Origin of the sequence: Aedoeadaptatus ivorii (genome assembly GCF_900638585.1) — a bacterium.
Lineage (GTDB): Bacteria > Bacillota > Clostridia > Tissierellales > Peptoniphilaceae > Aedoeadaptatus > Aedoeadaptatus ivorii.
This window is the reverse complement of sequence record NZ_LR134523.1, coordinates 44,495-62,794: the sequence shown is the minus strand read 5'-3', so window position 1 is coordinate 62,794 and position 18,300 is coordinate 44,495. Positions and strand designations below refer to the sequence as shown.

Below are 18,300 nucleotides of genomic sequence, written 5' to 3'. Positions count from 1 at the left end.
GAGGCTCTGCCTCGGTTTTTTGTATTAAAGCGCATCTACAATGCCCATGGGGCCCGCCCGAAAGATCCGGGGGTCCATCTCGATGCAATCTTCGGCGATCCGCGCCGCACATTCCATCTGCGCCAAAATATCCCGCGCGGGATCGACGCCCGGGGCGATCTCGGTGATCACCATCTCCCCCTTCGCGGGCCGCATGACGCAGCGGTCGGTGATAAAGGTGATGTTCTGCCCGTGCTTCTGCCCGTATTCGCCGCTGTAAGTAATCTTATCAATGGAAGAGAGGAACTTCTTCGCCCGTCCCTCGCGCTCGATAACGAGCTTTCCCCCTTCTACCCGCTCTACGAGGCCCCCGGCGGTCAGGGTGCCGACGAAATAGATGTTTTGCGTCGACTGGGAGATGTCGATAAAGCCGCCGCAGCCGGCGATCCGATCGCCGAAGTGGCTGACATTGATATTCGCCGCGCCGTCCACCTGGGCAAAGCCCAAAAACGCACAGTCCAGGCCGCCGCCGTTGTAAAAATCGAACATCTGGCTCATGGGGAGCGCCGCCATGGCGTTGACCGCCGAGCCGAAGTGGGCGCCGCCCAGAGGGATGCCGCCGAGAATGCCGCTTTCCAAGGTGAGCACGATATCGTCGCCGATCCCCTCTTCCTCGGCCACCAGGCCCACCACCTCGGGGATGCCTTTGCCCAAATTCACCACGTCGCCGCGGGAGAGTTCCATCGCGGCGCGCCGGGCGATCGCCTTTCGGGCATTGAGCGGATACGGCGCCGCTTTTTTGACCGACACCCGGCGGTGTCCGGCGATGGCCGGGTCGTAATAGGCCGCCACCGTCTGGCGATGGGTGCGCTCGGGGGTCTCAGCGACCACCACATAGTCTACGAAGATCCCCGGGATCAGCACCTCGTTTCGCGCCACCGAAGCCGCATCGGCGAGATACTTTACCTGCACGATCACCTTGCCGCCGCAGGCCTTCGTCGCCATGGCGATCTCCCGGGCATCGACAATCCCCGATTCCTCTTCAAAGCTAATATTGCCGTCTTCGTCGGCGGTGGTGCCGCGGATCAGCGCCACGTCGATCTTCTGCGCCTTGTAATATAGGTACTCCTCACCCCCGAGGGTGACGCATTCCACCAGGTCCTCGGTGGTGCGGGCGTTTACCTTGCCGCCGCCGTAACGGGGATCGCAAAAGGTCATCAGCCCCACCTTGGTGAGCTCCCCGTCCTTTCCCGCCGCCAGATTTCGATACATTTTGGACAGCACGCCCTGGGGAAAATTATACGCCTCGATCTCCTCCGCCATGGCCTGCGCCTCGAGCCTGCGGTTGTTGGCGAAGTGCCCGGTGATATAGCGGCGAATCATCCCGGGGCGAGAGATCTCGTAGATCCCCTCGTCGCCGTTGTTTCCCGTCCCCGCCGCCTGCAAAAGCGTCATGCCCTTGGGCGCGCCCTCCCGCTCGTAGCGCGCGCCCACCGCGCGCAAAATCTCGCTGGGGGTGGTGGCGAGCAAAAAGCCCGACACCGCCAGCGCGTCTCCATCTTCTATACATTGTGCGGCCTCTGCCACGGTAATCACTTTCATAGTTCGCCACTGCCTCCTTGGGGCGCTCTGCGCCGCTTCTTTCGATTTTGTTTCAGTCTATACCAAGGGGGAAAACGAAGTCAACAATCCCAATAAAAAAGCACTCTTTATCAGAGTGCTGCATACCGTGCGGCGGATTACCCATACTGCTTAAAATATACCAAACTGCGCAATAGGAACAACGGCGCAGCCACCATATAGCCCAAGTACTGGCCGAACATACCAAAATACCCGTGTCCGTCCAGAAACCCCATCAAGAGAACCATAGAAAATAGATTCAAGGCAAGGGGAATGGCGATGTTCACCCATACCCAAGGACTCTTGGGGATAAAGAACAAGCCGATCAGCGCAAAAAATCCCGAGAGGGGAATCAAAGAATACAGACCGCCGTCGATGGCCGTTGTTACATTCTGCCCGACCGACATTCCACGCAAGGTAAAAAGCAGGACCACCACTATATAGCTGATCCACGCAATGCGGATAAAGCGCTTTTGTGCCGCCGCCGGGTCATTATATACGATTTTCATATGCCCTCCTTACGGGAAGAGTCCCAATGTAGCGTCGCCAATCGGCCCGCGATAGGCCGCGAATGCCTCGATCATTTGAAACGGTTCCGCCACCAGTCGATTGACATATTCGGGAAGGGCGATCAGAATATTTCCCTCTCCCCGCACGAGAAACAGAATCCCGACGCCGATGTGAAACGCCACAGGGATCGCAATCAGCGCCCAAACCGCCGGCGTCTTGGGGATCAGCGCCCAGCCGATCACGGCACAAAACCCGGCAATATAAAATAGCTTTCTCGCCGCATCGAAAAACGAATCTGAAAGACTTGCCCCGTATCCCATCCCCTTTGCGCTAAAGGCGCCGAGGAACACGAGATACACTGCGGTCACAATCCCCACATACAGTCGGCTCGCCCGGACGGGGTCTTTATAGACGATTTTCATACTTCCTCCTGTCTCCTACTGCCATTGCTCGCCTCTATCCTATCACAGAGAAGGGCATTCTGTCGCCCTTTGCGGCAGTTGCGGAAAGAACTTCGACAGACCTTTGCCATTGTCCCCACGCGTTCAACACCATATATATCATATTAGTTTTTTTTGCAAATTTTCTCTTTTTGTCACTTCCCCAAACAAGAAAGAAGCCCGCTTTCTGCGGGCTCCCTGTGGACTGTGTATATTCTTTCAATTACTCGGCTCTGTAGGTTTTTAACAGTTCTTGTACGTCGGCCCGGGCGGTCGCGTAGGATTCCGTCAAAGTTTTGTCTTCGATGTCTTTGACCTGTACGTCGCTGGCAAAGGTAAATACCCGGTATCCGCCCTCCGCCTTTCCGAGCAGAATGGTGGGGACGGGGATCTGTACGGGGTCTTTTTCCACTTGCATCTGCCCGATGCGGCCGAAACCATCTGTGGAATTCACCTTGTCGTAAAAGACCAAGTCGTTGCCCTTTTTCGTAACGACGATGCGATCCCGCCATGCCTTGGGCAGAATATACGAATAGCCCTCGGCTTGTACGCGATCGGCTTCGTCGAAATCGGTTTTTTTGGCGTAGCTGCCGACCACGGCCATGCGTTGTTCTTTGTCCCAATCGACGGGAATGTCCATGCCTTCAGCTACAAAGCGCATGGGCACATAGGTGCGGTCGGCCTCGATAAAGGGCGCCACGTCCATTTGTACGGCCTTTCCCGCCTTGGTATAGGTCTTCTTTCCGATGGTCATGGTGATGCCGCGCTCCTTTTCGCCCACCGTGACCACGCGTTTTTCTGCATTCCAATCGACCTTCATACCCATGTCTTCCGCTACCGCGCGTAGGGGCAAGTAGTTGCGATCGTCTCGAAGTATGGGCTTCAGGGTCTCCGTTCCTTCGGTGATGTTGATGCCGTTCATATACACCGAAACCGGGCGGGCATCCGCAAAGGCCGCCTGGGGCAACAGGACCAATGCCAGTGCCAATACTGCCAATTTTTTCATAGGCCTCTCCTTTCTTTTCTGCGGTCCTCGCCGCAAACACAGTATCTATTGTCGAGGAATGGCCGTATCTAAACGTCGGCGCGCGGATAAAAACCTATGCTTCACAGTATGTACCGGCAAGAGATCTTTATCTTTGCAGCTTTTGTCCTTTAGCACCTTCCCCTATAGGGAGTATACCCCCCGTGCAAATTTTGCAAATGACAATAGGTTCATACTTTTATTTTTTCGGTTACAAATCGAGTACAACGCGAAAATAACGGAGTCGGTGAACATTTTGAAAGCGGAAGTCTACTTTCCTAAAAACAGCACACAAAAAGGCGGATCCGAAAATCCACCTTTGTTATATATCGATGACCGCGCGAAAACCCAAGTCCTCGGCGCAGTGGATCAGTTGCTCTTTTTCTTTGCGCCCTACGCCGGCGAGATGCGCGGCATTGTTTGCCCGCACGCCGAAGGGCCGGTAGTCGATGAGTTTGATGGCGACGTTTTGGATTTTTTCGCCCAGGATGTCGGCGATGCCGCGAATGGTCTTTTCGTGGTCGCGCCCCTCTAAGAGCACGAGCCGCACTTCGAGGAGTTTGTCGATGGATGCGAGATAGGCGAGGTTCGCCTTCACCACGGCGTTGTCCCGGCCGGTAAGGGCCACATGTTCCGCCGCATCCCATGCCTTGATGTCGAGCATAACGCCGTCGGAGATCTCGATCAATTTTTGTATCGTCCCGCGGGAAAAGTCGATGCCGCCGTTGGAGTCCAACAGCGCCGTCAGGCCCCGCGCGTGCACCCCTTCGAAGAGGGGAATCAGGGCCTCGGCCTGTAGGGTACATTCCCCGCCGCTTACGGTGATGCCCTGTATAAAGGGGCGGGCGTCGTCGATTTCTTTCAGTAGCGCCTCGGTCTCCATATACTTCAGCTTGGGCGATGCGCCGTGGGGGCAGGCGGCGACGCAGCGGTCGCAGTCGATGCACAGGCTCTCGTCCCAAGCCACGCGCCCCGCCTCGGTGCGGGAAAGGGCGCCGGCGGGGCAGAGGTCCACGCAGTGGCCGCATTGCACGCAGCGGCCGATGGTCTCGGGATTGTGGCAGTAGAGGCAGTTGAAATTACAGCCCTGGAGGAAGATCGCAAAGCGGTTGCCGGGGCCGTCGACGACGCTCATGGGAATGAGGCGATTGACGACGAGCATTATACGCCCTCGACCTGCCGCTTGTTCACGCCGTATTCGGTCAGGGGATCCAACGCAAACTGTACGGTGTCGTAATGCACCGCATCGCCCCGGCGGAAGGCCTCGACGTCGCTCTTTTTGACGAGGTAGCCGGTGACGCGGATCAAATCCCCGTCCTCGTTGTAGGCGCTTACATAGCGATTCCCTAAGCGGAAGGCGCCCTTAAAGATGTCGAGCACCGCGCCGGGATTTTTCTTGGCGGTGGAATCGAAGGGGTAGTGATCGCCCACGCCGGAGGGGAAGTATTTCTGGAACTTGGCGGCCTGGCGCAGGTGGGTATAGAGATCGGGTTCTTTGCCGATCTGAATGCGGTGGGCGGCGGTGGTGCCCAGGTCCCCCGCGGCGCCTACTTGGGCGTGGAGCATAAACTTGTGGTTCCACACCGGCGAGTAGCGGGAGGTAAAGGCGCCGACCCGTTCCTCTACATAGTCCATAACGCGAATTCCCATGGCATCGGCCGCCTCGTCGGTGCCGAAGGTGCCCGGAATCTCGTCATAGCCCAAGAGAGTCTGCACGCATTCGTGCAAGCCCACAATGCCGAAGAGGCCGACGAAGTTGTCGACGTCGATCAGGTCTTCTTTGACCATAAAGTTGGCGCGGAAAAAGGCCGTTTCCTCCACCAAATAGGTGATCTTCGCCTCCATAAAGCGGAGCATGGTATCGATGGCGAAGGGCAGGGTCTTTTCGAAAAATGTTTCGGTGGAACCCGCCGCTTCGGCGATCTTGTTGAGCCGCAGACGGCTTAGGGTAAAGGCGCCGCCGTGTTTGGGAAGCGCGTTGTAGCAGGACGCGATGCCGTAGTCCACATCGCCGAAGTCCTTCTTATAGTAGGCGTCGTTGGCGAAGGCCGGGTTGGCGCAGACCAAGCTCGCCGCCACGGCGCGTTCGGCAAAGGCATCGGGGGTCACCGCCTCGTCATAGAGGAAGGTGAGGTTCGGGGTGGGGTTTTGCAGTTCGCCCACCAAGTCGATAATCATGCGGCCGGTCTCGGTCTCCTCGGGGCCGATATTGGCGTGGCAAAAGGAGTCGGTGACGGTGCGGTCGATCTGGAGCAAAAAGTTTTTGAGGATCGAACGCGCCGTGTCGGGATCCGTATCTTTGACAAAGGGCTCGAGGAGCGCATCCAATGCGCCGATATAGACCGGGAATCGAGTGATGCTCGGCACGTGGTGGTAGAGCACCAATAGCGCGGTGGTGGCATCCAAGAGCGTTTCGGGCGGATCGATGCGCAAAAAGGCGCTCCCCTCCCGTAAGTATTTTTCATAGTCGGGCAAGATATAGCGGGGCGCATAGGGGGCATGGCCCTCGTCGAGATCGCAGATCTGGCCGCTCTCGTACAGGGCGTAGAAGGCGTCGTCTTCCGCCACGGGGTAATCCACGACGTTTTCGGCGATCTTCGCCAATCGGTAGGTCTGTTGTTCGTAGGTTTGGGCGTCGTCTTGTTGTACGTTACGCACCGCCTCGACGATGCTATCTACGGTCTTGAATCGTTCCATATGTCGTCCCTCCTGTATTCTCATAGACTTCCTATTAACTTCAGTGTATACTCTTCTCGAAGAAAAAAAGATGCCATTTGGCACCTTTAGGGAGGAGAATATGGATTTTTCTGCATTATTTGACGCGCTCAGCGATCGCGCCGCCACGGTATTCGAAGAGGGAGAGATTTTGCTCTTTCCCGAAAGCCGCGCGTCCTCGATTTTAGTTGTGGCAGAGGGCACGGTAGAAATCTCGCGCTACGACCGCGACGGAAGGCGCCTGTTACAGAGCATTCTCGCCGCGCCCCAATGCCTGGGGCTGATCGAAAGCCTGGCAAAGACCGAGATCCTATCGGGCGTGCGGGCGCTTACCGCCGGGCGATACTACGCCGTCGACGCGCGCGATGCCGTGTTTCGGGACCCGGCGGTGCTCGCGCTCTTGCTGCGCTACCTCGCCGCGCTCCACGTGCAGGAGATGGAGCGGCGGGCGTCGGAGAAGAACCTTTCGCCGGAGGATCTCCTCCTATACACCTTTTACCGCGCCGCCGAGCCGCCCTTTCCCTTCACCTTTCCCTTTACCCGCGCGGATCTCGCGGATCTGACGGGCCTTTCGCTTAGGAGCCTGTACCGCCACCTCGGCGCGCTGGAACGGGAGGGCTTTATTTCCCGAAGCGGAGGACGGATTCAAATAGACGCGCCGTCCTATCGCCGAATCGCCCGGAGGCTCGGGGAAGTTCTGTAAGGCGCTCTAAGAGGTGCATATACAAGCGGCTGCCGAATTCGAACAGCAGGCGGCACAAAATGAGCACCGCCGGCACGTAGATCAGATCGCTCATATCGCCCACCACCGGCTTGTAGCGCAGATAGAAGTAGTTGCCGTCGATCAGCGGATTTAAGAAGTACACGAAGACAAAATAGCCCAAAAAGACTTTATAGGCAAAGGCGATGTCCTCCTTTTTCAGCGTCTCGCCGCCTGCGATATAGGCATAGAGCGGAAAGAGGAGATTCACCGCGTGGCTCAAGAAAAAGCTCCAGCCGATGGGGTGCACCACGCCGTAGACCCGAGACGGGTAGACGAAACTCAAAAAGGCGAAGAGCCCGTAGACCGCCGCGAGCACATAACAGGTGCGGTTTTCGGTGGCGATCCATGCGAGGATCATCAGGCTCGCCAAGCGGCAGATATGCAGCGGCAGCGCCTCGCCCAGGGTGAAGTCGAAAAAGACCGCATAGGACGTATAGAGCACCGTCTGCTGAAACACGATCACCGCAGCGAGCACCAAATCCGCCCGGCGCCGGTTTTGGCGAATCGCGTCGCGATAATAGACCATCAAAAACAACACGAGAAAGAAGCCGCCCAAATAGAGCATATGATCCGCCCCCAAAAGCGGAACGTATTCCCCGAATTTTACCATTCTATACAACACCTCCTGTGGTATATTCTTATCCTAACAGCCGCATTTCAAATGGCCGTAGAAACGGTGTAAAATTCTGGTTATGGTCGAAATATCCATTGGTGCGACAAAAAAGCCTCCCGCGGGAGGCTTTTTTTATTGCGATTCTTGCTGCAAATCCGAGGGCAAATCCTTTCGCCAGGCGCCCCGATAGTAGTACCAAAGGGTGAGGAGAAAGGTAAAGATCCAGCTGATGGGATAGCTGTAATAGATGACCTCGATATTTTGAAAGATCGGCATGGCGAGTAGGATCCAGCCGATCCGCACGATAAACATGCCGATCAGGGTGATGATCATAATGGGAATCGCCGCGCCGCTTCCCCGCACGGCGCCCGAAAAGACTTCGGTGGCGCCGAAGAGGATATAGGCGGGGGCGAGGATGCGGATCATCTCGGCCCCGTAGTCGATGACCTTGGGATCGCCGTTAAAGATCGCCATCAAGGGCTCGCGGAACAGGAACAAGAGGATCGAGATCCCCGCCACAAAGGCGAGGCAGAGCGCCATGGCGGTCTGTATGCCGCGCTTCAACCGCTCGAATTTGCGCGCGCCGATGTTTTGCCCCACAAAGGTCGTCATCGCCAGGGCAAAGGCTTCGAGCGAGGTAAACAAAAACCCGTCGATCCGTCCGCTGGCGGCGACGCCGGCGATGGCATCGGCGCCGAAGACGTTGATTTCCGATTGGATGATGACATTGGAAAGGGAGATCAGCCCCGCCGATATGCTCGCCGGCAGCCCTATGGAAAAGGTGCGCATCAGTGCGTCTTTGTGAAAGCGGATGCGCTTGATGCGCAAACGGTAGATGTCGGTGGTTTCCAAGAGACTGATGGTAACCAACACCCCCGAGATCGACTGGGCGAGTGCCGTCGCGATCCCCGCCCCCACGGCGCCCATGTGAAATACGCCGACGAAGAGGAGGTCCAAGGCGATGTTCGCCCCCGCCGATACGGCGAGGAAGTTAAAGGGGCGCACGCTGTCGCCGACGCTCCTTAAGATCGCCGAACCCATATTGTAGACCATGACGGGCATGAGCCCCATAAATAGGATCCGCATATAGGCTACGGCCGGGGCCATAATGTTTTGGGGGGTGGAGATCCACCGCAAAAACTGCGGCGTCAGCCACACCGTAAGCACCGTCAGCACCAGGCCGCCGAATACGGCGATGGCGTAGTTGGTCTCGACGATGCGGGAAAGGGCGTGGCGGTCTTTGGCGCCGTAGTACTGGGCGACCAGCACCGACGCCCCGGTGGAAAGCCCGATAAACAGCGCGATGACGAGGACCGCGATGGGCCCCGCCGCCCCGATGGCCGCCATGTCGATCTCGCCGGCAAATCGGCCGACGATCAACAGGTCCACCGTGTTATACAGCTGCTGCAGCAGTGCGGACAGCAAGAGCGGCATTGTAAAGGATAACAGTCTCTTCCAAATTATACCTTTTGTCAGATCTACATTTTCCCGATTCATGCGCCCTCACTTTCCCCGCGGTTTACTCCGCTTCTTTTCTGTACGCCACGACCTTGTCGTAGAGTGTATCCTTTTTTACGTCTTCCACTTTTTTCTCGTCCAATGCCCGAATAATGGCAAAGGCCATCTCCTGGGCAAAGGCCGGCCCGGGCCCGGTGATGATGTCGCCTTCTACGACGATTTCCGCGGCCGCTTTCGGCTTTTTCGAGAGGTCTTTTTCCATGCCGGGGTAGATGACAAAGCCCTCGTCTTCGACCATACCGTAGCGATCCAAAAGCGCCGGTGCCGCACAGAGCGCGGCGATTAGCGCGTCGTGGTCCTTGGCTTTTTTAACGAACTTTTCGACGTCCTCGTCTTCTTTAAGGGCCTCGACCCCCGGGCCGCCGGGCAGATAGACGGCGTCGAATTTCTTCGGCTTCGCCTCCCACAACAGCTTATCGCATTGGATGCGCAGGCCGTGGGCCCCTTCGATCTTCATGGACTCGCCTACCGCGAGCAGTTGCACCTCGATGCCGGCGCGGACCAAATAGTCCGATACGACGACGACTTCCGCTTCTTCGAATTCTTCTCCGACGATAACCGCTACTTTCGACATACTATCCTCCTATGCCTTTCTATTCAGAAACTATGCAGAAACATTCGAAGTCCTCCACGGGACATTAGTCGGTATTTACCCCAAATTTTTATTTTTATCGACGGTTTTTCGGATTGCCTCGGCCAGGGTATAGCGCATCCCCCGGGACTCCAAAAACAAAAGCCCCTCGAGGGTGGTGCCGCCGGGCGAAGTGACCGCGTCTTTGATGGCGCCGGGGTGCAGGCCGCTTTTGTCCATCAGGGTACAGCTGCCGGCCACGGCGGTGCGGGCGATCTCGTAGGCGGCGTTCCGCTTCATGCCGCAGGCCACCGCGCCGTCGGAAAAGGCCTCAATCATGGCGGCGACAAAGGCGGGCATGGAACCCGCGAGGGCCGATACGATGTCCAGATCGTCTTCGGTGGTATGAATCACCTTCCCCGCCGGTGCGAGGAGCGCTTCAAATTCCGCCGCTTCTTCTGCGTCCATCGCATAGCCCGGCGTATAGGCGACGACCCCCGCCCCCACGGCGATGGGCGTATTGGGGAGAATGCGGATGATCTTTCGCCCGGGCGCCATTTCCGAAAGGCGCGCCAGGGAAACCCCCGCCGCCATCGAGACGAGGACGGCATCTTCTGTGGCGGGAAGAATCTCCGCCACCACTGCGGGGATCATCGGGGGCTTTACGCCGAGAAAGACGATCTCGCCCCGCGCCGCCGCTTCGGCATTGTCCCGACTCTGATAGCTCTCTATGTCCTTTTGGTGGGGACAACCCACATACAGATTGTGTCCCGCCCCGTGAAACAGATCGTAAAACGCCCGGCCCATATTGCCGAGCCCGATGATAGAAATATCCATCGCATCCCTCTCTTTTCCTCTGCTTGAAGCCGATTTCTCCTTACAGTATACTATGAAGCGGGAGGAAAAACATGGAACGAAAAGTTTCCCTCGTGAAATTATTTCTCACTTTTTTGAAGATCAATACCTTTACATTCGGCGGCGGCTATACCATCGTCCCCATTATACGGGACGAGTTCGTCGAAAAGCAAAAGCTGATCCCCGACGACGAGATGCTCGATCTGGTCGCCCTCGCCCAGTCGGGCCCCGGCGCCATGGCGATTTCCACCTCGCTCCTTACGGGGTATCGGCTGCGCGGCGCGGCGGGCGCTTTTGTCTGTCTGTTGGCGAGCGTAACGCCCTGTCTGGTGATTATCCTCACGATCAATATGGCCTACGCCCGCTTTCGCTCGAATTTTTATGTAAACGCCGCCCTGGTGGGGATCAGCGGCGTAATTTCCGCCGTGCTCTTGTTGACCACCTGGAATTTGGGAAAGAAGGCGCTCGAGACCGATCGCCTCTTTTCCTGCGGGATGATCGCCCTGGCCTTGGGGTTGGGGCTTTTCACCGATGTAAATACGGCACTCGTCATTTTGATGATGGGCTTTGCCGGCATTTTCTTGACGAAATACGAATCGTCTCGGGAAAGGAATCGCGATGAATGACTTTTTAGAGAGAAAAAAGGTGCACCCGAATCTGCGCACCTACGGCATCGACGCCCTGGGCGCCATGGCCTACGGGCTGTTTGCCACCCTGTTGATCGGCACCATATTGAACACCATCGGCACGCGCCTCGGCATCCCCTTTTTGACGGATTTTCTATGGCCCGTGGCGCAGCAGGCCACCGGCCCCGCCATCGCCATCTCTATCGCCTACGCGCTGGATGCGCCGCCTTTGGTGCTGTTCGCATCGGCGGTGGTGGGCGCGGGCAGCTATGAGATCGGCGGTCCCGTGGCGGTCTATCTCGCCGCCATCGTCTGCGCGGAATGCGGCAAGCTGATCAGCAAAGAGACCAAGGTCGACATCTTGCTCACCCCGGCGGTGACGGTACTGACGGGCCTATTGGTGGCGAAGGCGGTGGGCCCTTCGATTCAATGGTTTATGGAGACGGTGGGCGAACTCATTATGGCCGCCACCGCCCAGCAGCCGCTCTTGATGGGGATTTTGGTCTCGACCATTGTCGGCATCGCGCTCACCCTTCCCATCTCCAGCGCCGCGATCTGCATTATGCTCTCGTTGGCGGGCCTCGCCGGCGGCGCGGCGACGGTGGGCTGCTCCGCCCAAATGATCGGCTTTGCAGTGATCTCGTTTCGGGACAACGGCTTTGACGGCTTCTTCGCCCAGGGCCTGGGTACCAGTATGCTGCAGATGCCGAATATCGTAAAAAATCCCCGCATTTGGATTCCTCCGACCCTCGCGGGCGCGTTGACCTCTCCCCTTTCCACGGTGGTCTTTCGGCTGGAGAACACTCCCCTCGGAAGCGGCATGGGTACCAGCGGCCTGGTGGGGCAGATCGCCACATTCCAGGCGATGGAAGGTCGCATGGAAACCCTGCCTCTTTTGGCGGCGGTGGTGTTGGTGCATATTCTTCTGCCCGCCGTGCTGAGCTATCTCTTCTACCGCCTCCTCTACAAAAAGGGGTGGATCCAAGACGGGGATATGAAACTCGAGATCTAGGAGGTGCCCGTGCTCTTACTGAAACTCTATGTCCAATTCCTAAAGATCGGCGCCTTTTCCTTCGGCGGCGGTTACGCCACCCTCCCGCTGATTCAGCAGTATATCGTGGAGCAAGAAGGCTGGATCACCATGACCCAATTTACCGACCTCATCACCATCAGCCAAATGACGCCCGGGCCCATCGCCATCAACTCCGCCACCTTTGTGGGCGCCCAGGTGGCGGGGCCGGCGGGTTCGGTGGTGGCAACCCTGGGCGCGGTAACGCCACAAACGCTGCTGATGACGGTGCTGGGCTATTTTCTCTTTACGAAGAAGCGGCACTTTAAGCTCATGGATATGCTGCTGCGGGGCATTAAGCCGGGCATTGTGGGATTGATCTTTATCGCGGCGCTCCAGATGTCGAAAAACGCCTTTTTCCCCGAAGGCGGCGGCTTGGAGCCGGTGGCCCTCGTCACCTTTGTGATCGGCGGCATCCTCTACTACAAAAAGGCCGATCTGATCCGGCTGATCGGCCTGGGGGCGGCCATCGGCATTGCGCTGAAACTGCTGATGTCCTTTGTCCCATAATCCTATCGCATCCGCCTGCGGGCGGATTTTTTTGTGTAGAAATGCAACAAAAAAACCGGCGCTTCGGCCGGTCGAAAGAGTATTTAGGAATCGGATAGGATCGCCAGGCTTTCGGCGTCCATCTTGAGATCGTCCGCTTCCTCGAATTCCATCTCGTAGACGGTCTTTTCGCCTTCCCGATGCAATTCAAAGCCCTCGAAAGGCGCCTCGGGCCGCTCCTCTTGGGCGCGCTCGACGGCTTCTTTCCACTCGGCGAGGGGCCCCACGTCGAGGACGGGCGCTTCGGCCGCATCCCCCTCGCGTCCCTCTTCCTTGGAGACGATCTTGGTTCCGGTGGCGGGCATTTCGATCGATACCTCTTTTTCGCCCATCACGCCCTCTACGACAAAACGACCGGTATCGGCTTCGTACTCGATCTCGGTGATCTGCCCCTGGGGAAATTCGCTGAGGAAGGTCTCGGCTACATCCATCAAAGACTTTTCCGCATCGGAGGGGTTAAAGCCTTCCGATTGCCTTCCCGTCTCTTTTTCGGCGCCGGTCGGCGCGTTTGGGGAATCTGCCCCTTCCGTGGCGGCCCGGGGACCGCAGGCGACGAGCAGGGCGCTCAGCGCCAATAGGGGTAGCAATTTCTTCATAGGGTCCTCCTCACTCTCGTTCGGTATGCGTGTATAGGATCGAATTTACTGCAGGCCCAGGGCGGAGAATGTGTTCCAGTCGGAGAGATCCCCCGCATTCCATCCCCGCTTATACCACTCGGTGCGCTGTTCGGCGGTGCCGTGGGTAAAGGAGTCGGGCACCACATAGCCCTGCGCCCGTTTCTGCAGGGTATCGTCGCCGACGGCAATGGTGGCGGAGATCGCCTCTTCGATGTCGCCCGGGTCCAAATAGCCCGCCTCTTGTTGGTGCCGCGCCACCACCCCGGCGAGATAGTCCGCCTGGAGTTCCAGCGCCACGCTCCAGCGATTGGCGTCTTCTTTCGAGACACGCTGCTGAATGTTCTGCACCTGACTCATCACGCCCAATTCCCGCTGCACGTGGTGGCCCACCTCGTGGGCGATGACATAGGCAAAGGCGTAGTCGCCCCGGGCGCCGAGCTTACGGGTCAGGTCGTCGTAAAAGGACAGATCCAGATACACCGATTGGTCGGCGGGACAGTAAAAGGGACCGGTCTGCGCCGAGGCGTAGCCGCAACCGCTCTGTACCGCGCCGGTAAATATATTCATCTGCGGCGGATGGTACTCCTGCCCGTGCTCCTGAAACTGCTCGGTCCAAATGTCTTCGGTGTCGGCGAGGACCACCGAGGCGAATTCATAGAGCGTATCCTCGGTGCTCGCCTGTTGGCGCGTCTGCGCCGGCGGGCTTGTCGTCTCTGTGCCGGGATTCACGTCGAATCCCCCGCCGCCCAACAGGCGCAGGAGCAAGAGGATCAGAATCCCCCCGATGCCCAGACCGCCCACGGGGAAGCGACCGCCGCCTCCGCCGCCGCGCATATCGTTAATATTGGAACTTCCCCTACGTCCTTGAAATTTCATCGGGGCCCCCCCTTTCTTCGGCAAATCGCGTGCGCACAGTGCGCCGCGCGCAATTCTCGCTATAGCATAGTCTGTACCCGTTTTCCCCTATTTCTATGCCGAAAGGGTCGATTCCTTTCCCTTACCCTTCGCCCAAAGCGCGTCGGAGCGCTCGAATCTCTTTGGCGTGGTCTGCGCCTTCGCCCGGCGTCTCGAGGACGATGGGCAGATGCGAAAATGCCTCATAGCCGACAAAGCGCGCCAAGACCTCCGTCCCTATATGCCCCGCGCCGATGGGGGCGTGGCGGTCCTTTTTCGAAGCCAAGGGCGTAAGCGAATCGTTTAAGTGGATGCCGCGCACCCGCGAAAGTCCCACCGTCTCTTCGATCGCCGCGGCCACCGCTTCGGGTCGGGCGAGGTCGTAGCCCGCGCTGTATAGGTGGCAGCTGTCCAAGACCACGTGCAGATGCGGATCGCCCACGGCCGAGAGTATGGCGGCGATCTCCTCCAGTCGGCCGCCCACCTCGCTTCCCTTTCCGCTCATGGTCTCCAGACAAATCGTCCCCGCGCCGAAGTCCTCGCGCAGGCGATCCAGGGCGCGCACGATGCGGAGGATCCCCGTCTCTATGCCGTCGCCGGTATGGGCGCCGGGGTGAAAGACGTAGATCGTATCGGCGGGGTAGGCCTGAAGCCGTGCCAGGTCATCGGCCAAAAGCGCCTCGCTGCGGGCGCGCACCCCCTCGTCTTTCGACGCGAGATTCATGGTATAGGCGCCGTGCAGAAAGACCGGGCCGAATCCCTTTCGCACCGCCTCAAAGCGGCGAATGTCGTCGAGATCCAACGCCTTTGCCCGCGAACCTCGGGGGTTTCTCGTAAAACACTGCATGGCGCTCGCCCCGAAGGACGTCGCCTCCTCCATGGCGCGGACAAGTCCCCGAGACGCCGAAATATGATAGCCGATGGCGCGCATATTGCCTCCTATAAAAACCACATAATGATGATAATGATACATACAATAATTCCGATCATAATTTCGCCTCACTTTATATAGAGTGTAGCGAATTTCGGGACGAAAAAAGTGCCCTGCGGCACTTCTCTCTTCGAATTTGGATGTTTCTTAAATTTCCCCTTATTACAAGAGGGGGATGTAGTTGACGACGGGCACTTCGTAGGGGTGGATGCGGTCGATAATGCGCTGCACCTCTTCCAGATCCTCTTCGCGAATGCGAAACTCCACCTTGGCTTCTTCTTTGGTCTGTACCTTGCCCACTTCGCCGTCGTAGGGGTCGGCCCCTTCCAAGGGGCGCCAGTGTCCCTGCACGCGGCTTACGGAAAAGGTGTAGTCGTAACAGTCTTCTTTCAAGATGCCCGCTTCGTTCAAGTCGTTGGCGAGTTCCACCACAAAAGCCTCGGGCATCAGGATTTCTACCTTGATATACTTCATAGCTGCTCCGCCTCCTCGATTCGATCGGGATCGGCCACCAACAGGCGGAAGGCGCCGCGTTCGGTCATTTCGCGAATGAGGTCGATCCATACCACATAGTAGATCATGCCGGTCACGATCACGACGATCAGATTCATAATCGTCTTTGCAGGCTGTGCGACAAAGACTTCGGGGGCGAGAATGCTGGGGAGGCCGACGATTCCGCCGATGACGCCGCTCAGGATCGCCGCGATCAACACGCGTCCGAAGATCAGGCCCTTATAGCCCTTGGAGGTCTCCCAGGTCTTTTTGATCGAGCCCCAAACCTCCATTTCGCCGTGCACTTGGATCAAACCCGCCACGACGCCGAAGGGGATCATGGCGATAGTAAATACGATGCCGGGGACGAGGAAGAGGACCAGGCCGATAAGGGACAGAATGTTTTTAAGAATCAGTGCGAGAACGGTCTTGGGGGCCTCCCCGTTGAAGAAATAGAAGATGTCCGCAAATTCCACCTGCGTATCGTAGACCTTATTGCGGTAGATGGCGAGAAAGATCCCCAAACTCACCATGTCGAGGACGAGATTGACGACAAACTGCGTCAAAAGCGCGGGGATCATGCCGGTGATCATAGAGGGATCGAACTGAAATCCCCCGGCGAAGTCCGCCGGATCGATAGCGGCCGTCAAGCCCAGACCCCCCAGATCCAAAACGGCAGTGATGATTCCCGATAAAACCACGTAGGCGAGAATCACTTTCCACATTTCTTTGAATATATCTTGCGTTGATTTTTGCATAATAACCCCTTTTTTGCGATTGCGTTCCGTCGGATTCTGTTCGTACTTTTTGCACATATACCCGATTTTTTTATATTTTACGCGATTTCTACAAAAACGTTCCTATTTTTTTGCTGCCCGCCGCTTTAGGGTCGGCAGCACCTGGGCAAAAAATTGCCCCACGAGGATGAGCACGCAGCCCAGAATCTTTTTCGGATAGAATACCTCGCCGGCAAAGACATAGGCGGCAAAGGTACCAAAGAGCGATTCGGAGCTGATGATCAGCGCGCTTTTATCGGGCGGGGCGTAGCGCTGGGCGTAGTTCTGCAAGAGGTAGGCGATGGCGGTATTTAAGACGACGATATAGGTCAGTCCCCCTACGGCGCGAAGGGTTACGGGTCCCGTAAATACGGGCCTTTTCATAAAAAACCACAGCGCCAAAGAGATCGCGCCCGCCACGATGAGTTGGATGACGGTAAACTGTACCGCATTATCGATATGCGGCATATAGCGGTCGATCCGCAGAATCTGCACCGCAAAGAGCAGCGACATAATAAAGGTGAGTACGTCGCCCCGGTTCAGGTGAAAATTCGGTCCCACGGTCAAAAAGCCCACGCCCGCCACGGTAAAGAGCGCAGCCAAGGCGATATGTCGCCCCGGTACCACGCGGCGGAATACAAACCGCAATAGGGGTACGGTGACCACATAACTTACGATGATAAAGGTCTGGTTGGCCGGCGTGGTGTACTGGAGCCCCACCATCTGAAAAGCGGTGGCAATGCCCAGCAGGAGACCGAGCTCTATGCCCCCGATCCACGTGATCCGATCCGGCCGCTTGCGGGCCGCGGGAACGGCGAGGAGTAGGAGCAATGCGCCCAAAAAAAAGCGAATGACCATGACCGGGTAGGGAGAGAAGCTCTCTATGGAAAACTTCGCGGCGACGAAGCTTCCGCCCCAGATCATGGCCAGCGCCCACAACATCAGTTCTGCCTGCGTCGTTGGATCGATGGTTTTACGCTTCATCGAACCAACTCTTGAGCCGCAATATTTGATGCGGATCCGCCATCCCGTAGACCAAGGGGGTGAGGGTGGCATAATTGCGTTCCAAATAATAGCGGTCGGTGCCGGCGGCGTGGTCGGTCTTGGCGCGACCCCGCAGGGATAATCGACGTACGCCCTCCACTTCTTCTTCGAAATAGTAGTCATAGGCGTTGTCGCCGATCTCCGCGACCTGGATCCCCTTAATTTCTTCGTAGGGCAAATAGGGCACATTGATATTTAAGACCATAGGTTCGGGATAGTGCATAAAGGCGTCCTCCACCTTATCGAAGATCTCCTTGGCGATCTTTGCGGCCGCGTCGTACCTAGCGTCCCCTTCTACCCAGCGGGCGCTGACGGCGACCGAGGGAATCCCCAAAAGCGAGCCTTCCAGCGCCGCACTGACGGTGCCGGAATAGATGATGTCCATGCCGGCGTTGTAGCCCAGATTGCAGCCCGAAAAAATCACATCGGGCCGTTCGGGCACGATCTTGTCGACCCCCGCCCGCACGCAGTCCGCCGGCGTGCCGGATACGCTATACGCTTTGGATTGTACGCCTTCGAGTTCGACTTCTTTTACCACCAGCGCGCGGTTGATGGTGATGGCGTGGCTCTGGCCGGAGTGTTCGGTTTCCGGGGCAACAACGATCACGTCGTGGTCCTTCTCGAGCACCTTGGCGAGCGCCCGGATCCCCGGGGCAAAATAGCCGTCGTCGTTGGTGAGTAATATCTTCATGAC

The 18,300-nt window shown here is 57.6% G+C and carries 21 protein-coding genes; 4 read left to right on the top strand and 17 right to left on the bottom strand.

Annotated features, from left to right (window positions below):
* Positions 1–24: 24 nt before the first annotated feature.
* From EL294_RS00355 to EL294_RS00330, 6 genes are all read right to left on the bottom strand, one after another.
* Positions 25–1,581 carry an acyl CoA:acetate/3-ketoacid CoA transferase gene (locus EL294_RS00355; RefSeq protein WP_126464558.1) on the bottom strand — a complete coding sequence of 519 codons (1,557 nt, stop codon included), beginning with the start codon at positions 1,579–1,581 and terminating at the stop codon, positions 25–27.
* 137 nt (positions 1,582–1,718) lie between these two features.
* Entirely contained in the window at positions 1,719–2,108 is a 390-nt protein-coding gene (locus EL294_RS00350; RefSeq protein ID WP_126464557.1) for a hypothetical protein, read from the bottom strand.
* A gap of 9 nt (positions 2,109–2,117) precedes the next feature.
* Positions 2,118–2,531: a hypothetical protein gene (locus tag EL294_RS00345; RefSeq protein ID WP_126464556.1), complete on the bottom strand. Its 414-nt coding sequence runs from the start codon at positions 2,529–2,531 to the stop codon at positions 2,118–2,120.
* A gap of 241 nt (positions 2,532–2,772) precedes the next feature.
* The gene (locus tag EL294_RS00340) at positions 2,773–3,555 is read right to left on the bottom strand and encodes a copper amine oxidase N-terminal domain-containing protein (RefSeq protein WP_126464555.1); all 783 of its coding nucleotides are present in this window, start codon (positions 3,553–3,555) and stop codon (positions 2,773–2,775) included.
* 340 nt (positions 3,556–3,895) lie between these two features.
* On the bottom strand, positions 3,896–4,735 hold the full coding sequence (locus EL294_RS00335) for a YjjW family glycine radical enzyme activase (protein ID WP_126464554.1): 840 nt from the start codon (positions 4,733–4,735) through the stop codon (positions 3,896–3,898).
* Complete coding sequence (locus EL294_RS00330) at positions 4,735–6,270, bottom strand: YjjI family glycine radical enzyme (protein WP_126464553.1); 1,536 nt, start codon at positions 6,268–6,270, stop codon at positions 4,735–4,737. Before EL294_RS00330 ends, EL294_RS00335 begins: the two co-directional genes overlap by 1 nt.
* A 100-nt stretch (positions 6,271–6,370) precedes the next feature.
* On the opposite strand from EL294_RS00330, the gene EL294_RS00325 reads away from it, so the two are divergent.
* The gene (locus tag EL294_RS00325; protein ID WP_164715152.1) at positions 6,371–6,991 is read left to right on the top strand and encodes a Crp/Fnr family transcriptional regulator; all 621 of its coding nucleotides are present in this window, start codon (positions 6,371–6,373) and stop codon (positions 6,989–6,991) included.
* Here the strand turns inward: EL294_RS00325 and EL294_RS00320 are convergent.
* From EL294_RS00320 to proC, 4 genes are all read right to left on the bottom strand, one after another.
* Complete coding sequence (locus EL294_RS00320) at positions 6,909–7,661, bottom strand: YwaF family protein (protein ID WP_126464551.1); 753 nt, start codon at positions 7,659–7,661, stop codon at positions 6,909–6,911. The genes EL294_RS00325 and EL294_RS00320 overlap by 83 nt on opposite strands.
* 135 nt (positions 7,662–7,796) lie before the next feature.
* Positions 7,797–9,161 carry an MATE family efflux transporter gene (locus EL294_RS00315; RefSeq protein WP_126464550.1) on the bottom strand — a complete coding sequence of 455 codons (1,365 nt, stop codon included), beginning with the start codon at positions 9,159–9,161 and terminating at the stop codon, positions 7,797–7,799.
* 22 nt (positions 9,162–9,183) lie between these two features.
* On the bottom strand, positions 9,184–9,756 hold the full coding sequence (locus tag EL294_RS00310) for a DJ-1/PfpI family protein (protein ID WP_126464549.1): 573 nt from the start codon (positions 9,754–9,756) through the stop codon (positions 9,184–9,186).
* Positions 9,757–9,831: 75 nt separating this feature from the next.
* Positions 9,832–10,590 carry a pyrroline-5-carboxylate reductase gene (gene proC / locus EL294_RS00305; protein ID WP_126464548.1) on the bottom strand — a complete coding sequence of 253 codons (759 nt, stop codon included), beginning with the start codon at positions 10,588–10,590 and terminating at the stop codon, positions 9,832–9,834.
* 71 nt (positions 10,591–10,661) lie between these two features.
* On the opposite strand from proC, the gene EL294_RS00300 reads away from it, so the two are divergent.
* From EL294_RS00300 to EL294_RS00290, 3 genes are read left to right on the top strand one after another with little or no spacing between them, the layout of a single operon-like run.
* Entirely contained in the window at positions 10,662–11,234 is a 573-nt protein-coding gene (locus EL294_RS00300; protein WP_126464547.1) for a chromate transporter, read from the top strand.
* Positions 11,227–12,246, top strand: coding sequence for a PTS sugar transporter subunit IIC (locus EL294_RS00295; protein WP_126464546.1), 1,020 nt, complete (start codon positions 11,227–11,229; stop codon positions 12,244–12,246). The genes EL294_RS00300 and EL294_RS00295 overlap by 8 nt, the downstream gene beginning before the upstream one ends.
* A 9-nt stretch (positions 12,247–12,255) precedes the next feature.
* On the top strand, positions 12,256–12,813 hold the full coding sequence (locus EL294_RS00290) for a chromate transporter (RefSeq protein WP_126464545.1): 558 nt from the start codon (positions 12,256–12,258) through the stop codon (positions 12,811–12,813).
* 83 nt (positions 12,814–12,896) lie between these two features.
* Here EL294_RS00290 and EL294_RS00285 read toward each other — a convergent pair whose 3' ends face one another.
* The 7 genes from EL294_RS00285 to surE form a co-directional block, all read right to left on the bottom strand.
* Positions 12,897–13,448: a PepSY domain-containing protein gene (locus tag EL294_RS00285; protein ID WP_126464544.1), complete on the bottom strand. Its 552-nt coding sequence runs from the start codon at positions 13,446–13,448 to the stop codon at positions 12,897–12,899.
* Between the two features lie 45 nt (positions 13,449–13,493).
* Positions 13,494–14,345, bottom strand: a complete 852-nt coding sequence (gene ypfJ / locus EL294_RS00280) for a KPN_02809 family neutral zinc metallopeptidase (RefSeq protein WP_126464543.1) — start codon at positions 14,343–14,345, stop codon at positions 13,494–13,496.
* A 121-nt stretch (positions 14,346–14,466) separates the two neighbouring features.
* Positions 14,467–15,294: a deoxyribonuclease IV gene (locus EL294_RS00275; protein WP_164715151.1), complete on the bottom strand. Its 828-nt coding sequence runs from the start codon at positions 15,292–15,294 to the stop codon at positions 14,467–14,469.
* 162 nt (positions 15,295–15,456) lie between these two features.
* Positions 15,457–15,768, bottom strand: coding sequence for a divalent cation tolerance protein CutA (gene cutA / locus EL294_RS00270; protein ID WP_126464541.1), 312 nt, complete (start codon positions 15,766–15,768; stop codon positions 15,457–15,459).
* Positions 15,765–16,544, bottom strand: a complete 780-nt coding sequence (locus tag EL294_RS00265; protein WP_126464540.1) for a hypothetical protein — start codon at positions 16,542–16,544, stop codon at positions 15,765–15,767. Before EL294_RS00265 ends, cutA begins: the two co-directional genes overlap by 4 nt.
* 102 nt (positions 16,545–16,646) lie before the next feature.
* Positions 16,647–17,546 (bottom strand): DMT family transporter, encoded by a 900-nt coding sequence (locus EL294_RS00260; protein ID WP_164715150.1) that lies wholly within the window; start codon positions 17,544–17,546, stop codon positions 16,647–16,649.
* Positions 17,536–18,297: a 5'/3'-nucleotidase SurE gene (gene surE / locus EL294_RS00255; RefSeq protein WP_126464538.1), complete on the bottom strand. Its 762-nt coding sequence runs from the start codon at positions 18,295–18,297 to the stop codon at positions 17,536–17,538. The genes EL294_RS00260 and surE overlap by 11 nt, the downstream gene beginning before the upstream one ends.
* Positions 18,298–18,300 lie beyond the last annotated feature (3 nt).

Bases quoted from the DNA above. Each gene is read 5' to 3' on its own strand.
- cutA (WP_126464541.1), bottom strand. From the start codon at position 15,768: ATGAAGTATATCAAGGTAGAAATCCTGATGCCCGAGGCTTTTGTGGTG.
- proC (WP_126464548.1), bottom strand. From the start codon at position 10,590: ATGGATATTTCTATCATCGGGCTCGGCAATATGGGCCGGGCGTTTTAC.
- EL294_RS00320 (WP_126464551.1), bottom strand. From the start codon at position 7,661: ATGGTAAAATTCGGGGAATACGTTCCGCTTTTGGGGGCGGATCATATG.
- EL294_RS00300 (WP_126464547.1), top strand. From the start codon at position 10,662: ATGGAACGAAAAGTTTCCCTCGTGAAATTATTTCTCACTTTTTTGAAG.
- EL294_RS00335 (WP_126464554.1), bottom strand. From the start codon at position 4,735: ATGCTCGTCGTCAATCGCCTCATTCCCATGAGCGTCGTCGACGGCCCC.
- EL294_RS00340 (WP_126464555.1), bottom strand. From the start codon at position 3,555: ATGAAAAAATTGGCAGTATTGGCACTGGCATTGGTCCTGTTGCCCCAG.
- EL294_RS00330 (WP_126464553.1), bottom strand. From the start codon at position 6,270: ATGGAACGATTCAAGACCGTAGATAGCATCGTCGAGGCGGTGCGTAAC.
- EL294_RS00350 (WP_126464557.1), bottom strand. From the start codon at position 2,108: ATGAAAATCGTATATAATGACCCGGCGGCGGCACAAAAGCGCTTTATC.
- ypfJ (WP_126464543.1), bottom strand. From the start codon at position 14,345: ATGAAATTTCAAGGACGTAGGGGAAGTTCCAATATTAACGATATGCGC.
- EL294_RS00345 (WP_126464556.1), bottom strand. From the start codon at position 2,531: ATGAAAATCGTCTATAAAGACCCCGTCCGGGCGAGCCGACTGTATGTG.
- EL294_RS00325 (WP_164715152.1), top strand. From the start codon at position 6,371: ATGGATTTTTCTGCATTATTTGACGCGCTCAGCGATCGCGCCGCCACG.
- EL294_RS00355 (WP_126464558.1), bottom strand. From the start codon at position 1,581: ATGAAAGTGATTACCGTGGCAGAGGCCGCACAATGTATAGAAGATGGA.
- EL294_RS00265 (WP_126464540.1), bottom strand. From the start codon at position 16,544: ATGCAAAAATCAACGCAAGATATATTCAAAGAAATGTGGAAAGTGATT.
- EL294_RS00285 (WP_126464544.1), bottom strand. From the start codon at position 13,448: ATGAAGAAATTGCTACCCCTATTGGCGCTGAGCGCCCTGCTCGTCGCC.
- EL294_RS00275 (WP_164715151.1), bottom strand. From the start codon at position 15,294: ATGCGCGCCATCGGCTATCATATTTCGGCGTCTCGGGGACTTGTCCGC.
- surE (WP_126464538.1), bottom strand. From the start codon at position 18,297: ATGAAGATATTACTCACCAACGACGACGGCTATTTTGCCCCGGGGATC.
- EL294_RS00295 (WP_126464546.1), top strand. From the start codon at position 11,227: ATGAATGACTTTTTAGAGAGAAAAAAGGTGCACCCGAATCTGCGCACC.
- EL294_RS00260 (WP_164715150.1), bottom strand. From the start codon at position 17,546: ATGAAGCGTAAAACCATCGATCCAACGACGCAGGCAGAACTGATGTTG.
- EL294_RS00315 (WP_126464550.1), bottom strand. From the start codon at position 9,161: ATGAATCGGGAAAATGTAGATCTGACAAAAGGTATAATTTGGAAGAGA.
- EL294_RS00310 (WP_126464549.1), bottom strand. From the start codon at position 9,756: ATGTCGAAAGTAGCGGTTATCGTCGGAGAAGAATTCGAAGAAGCGGAA.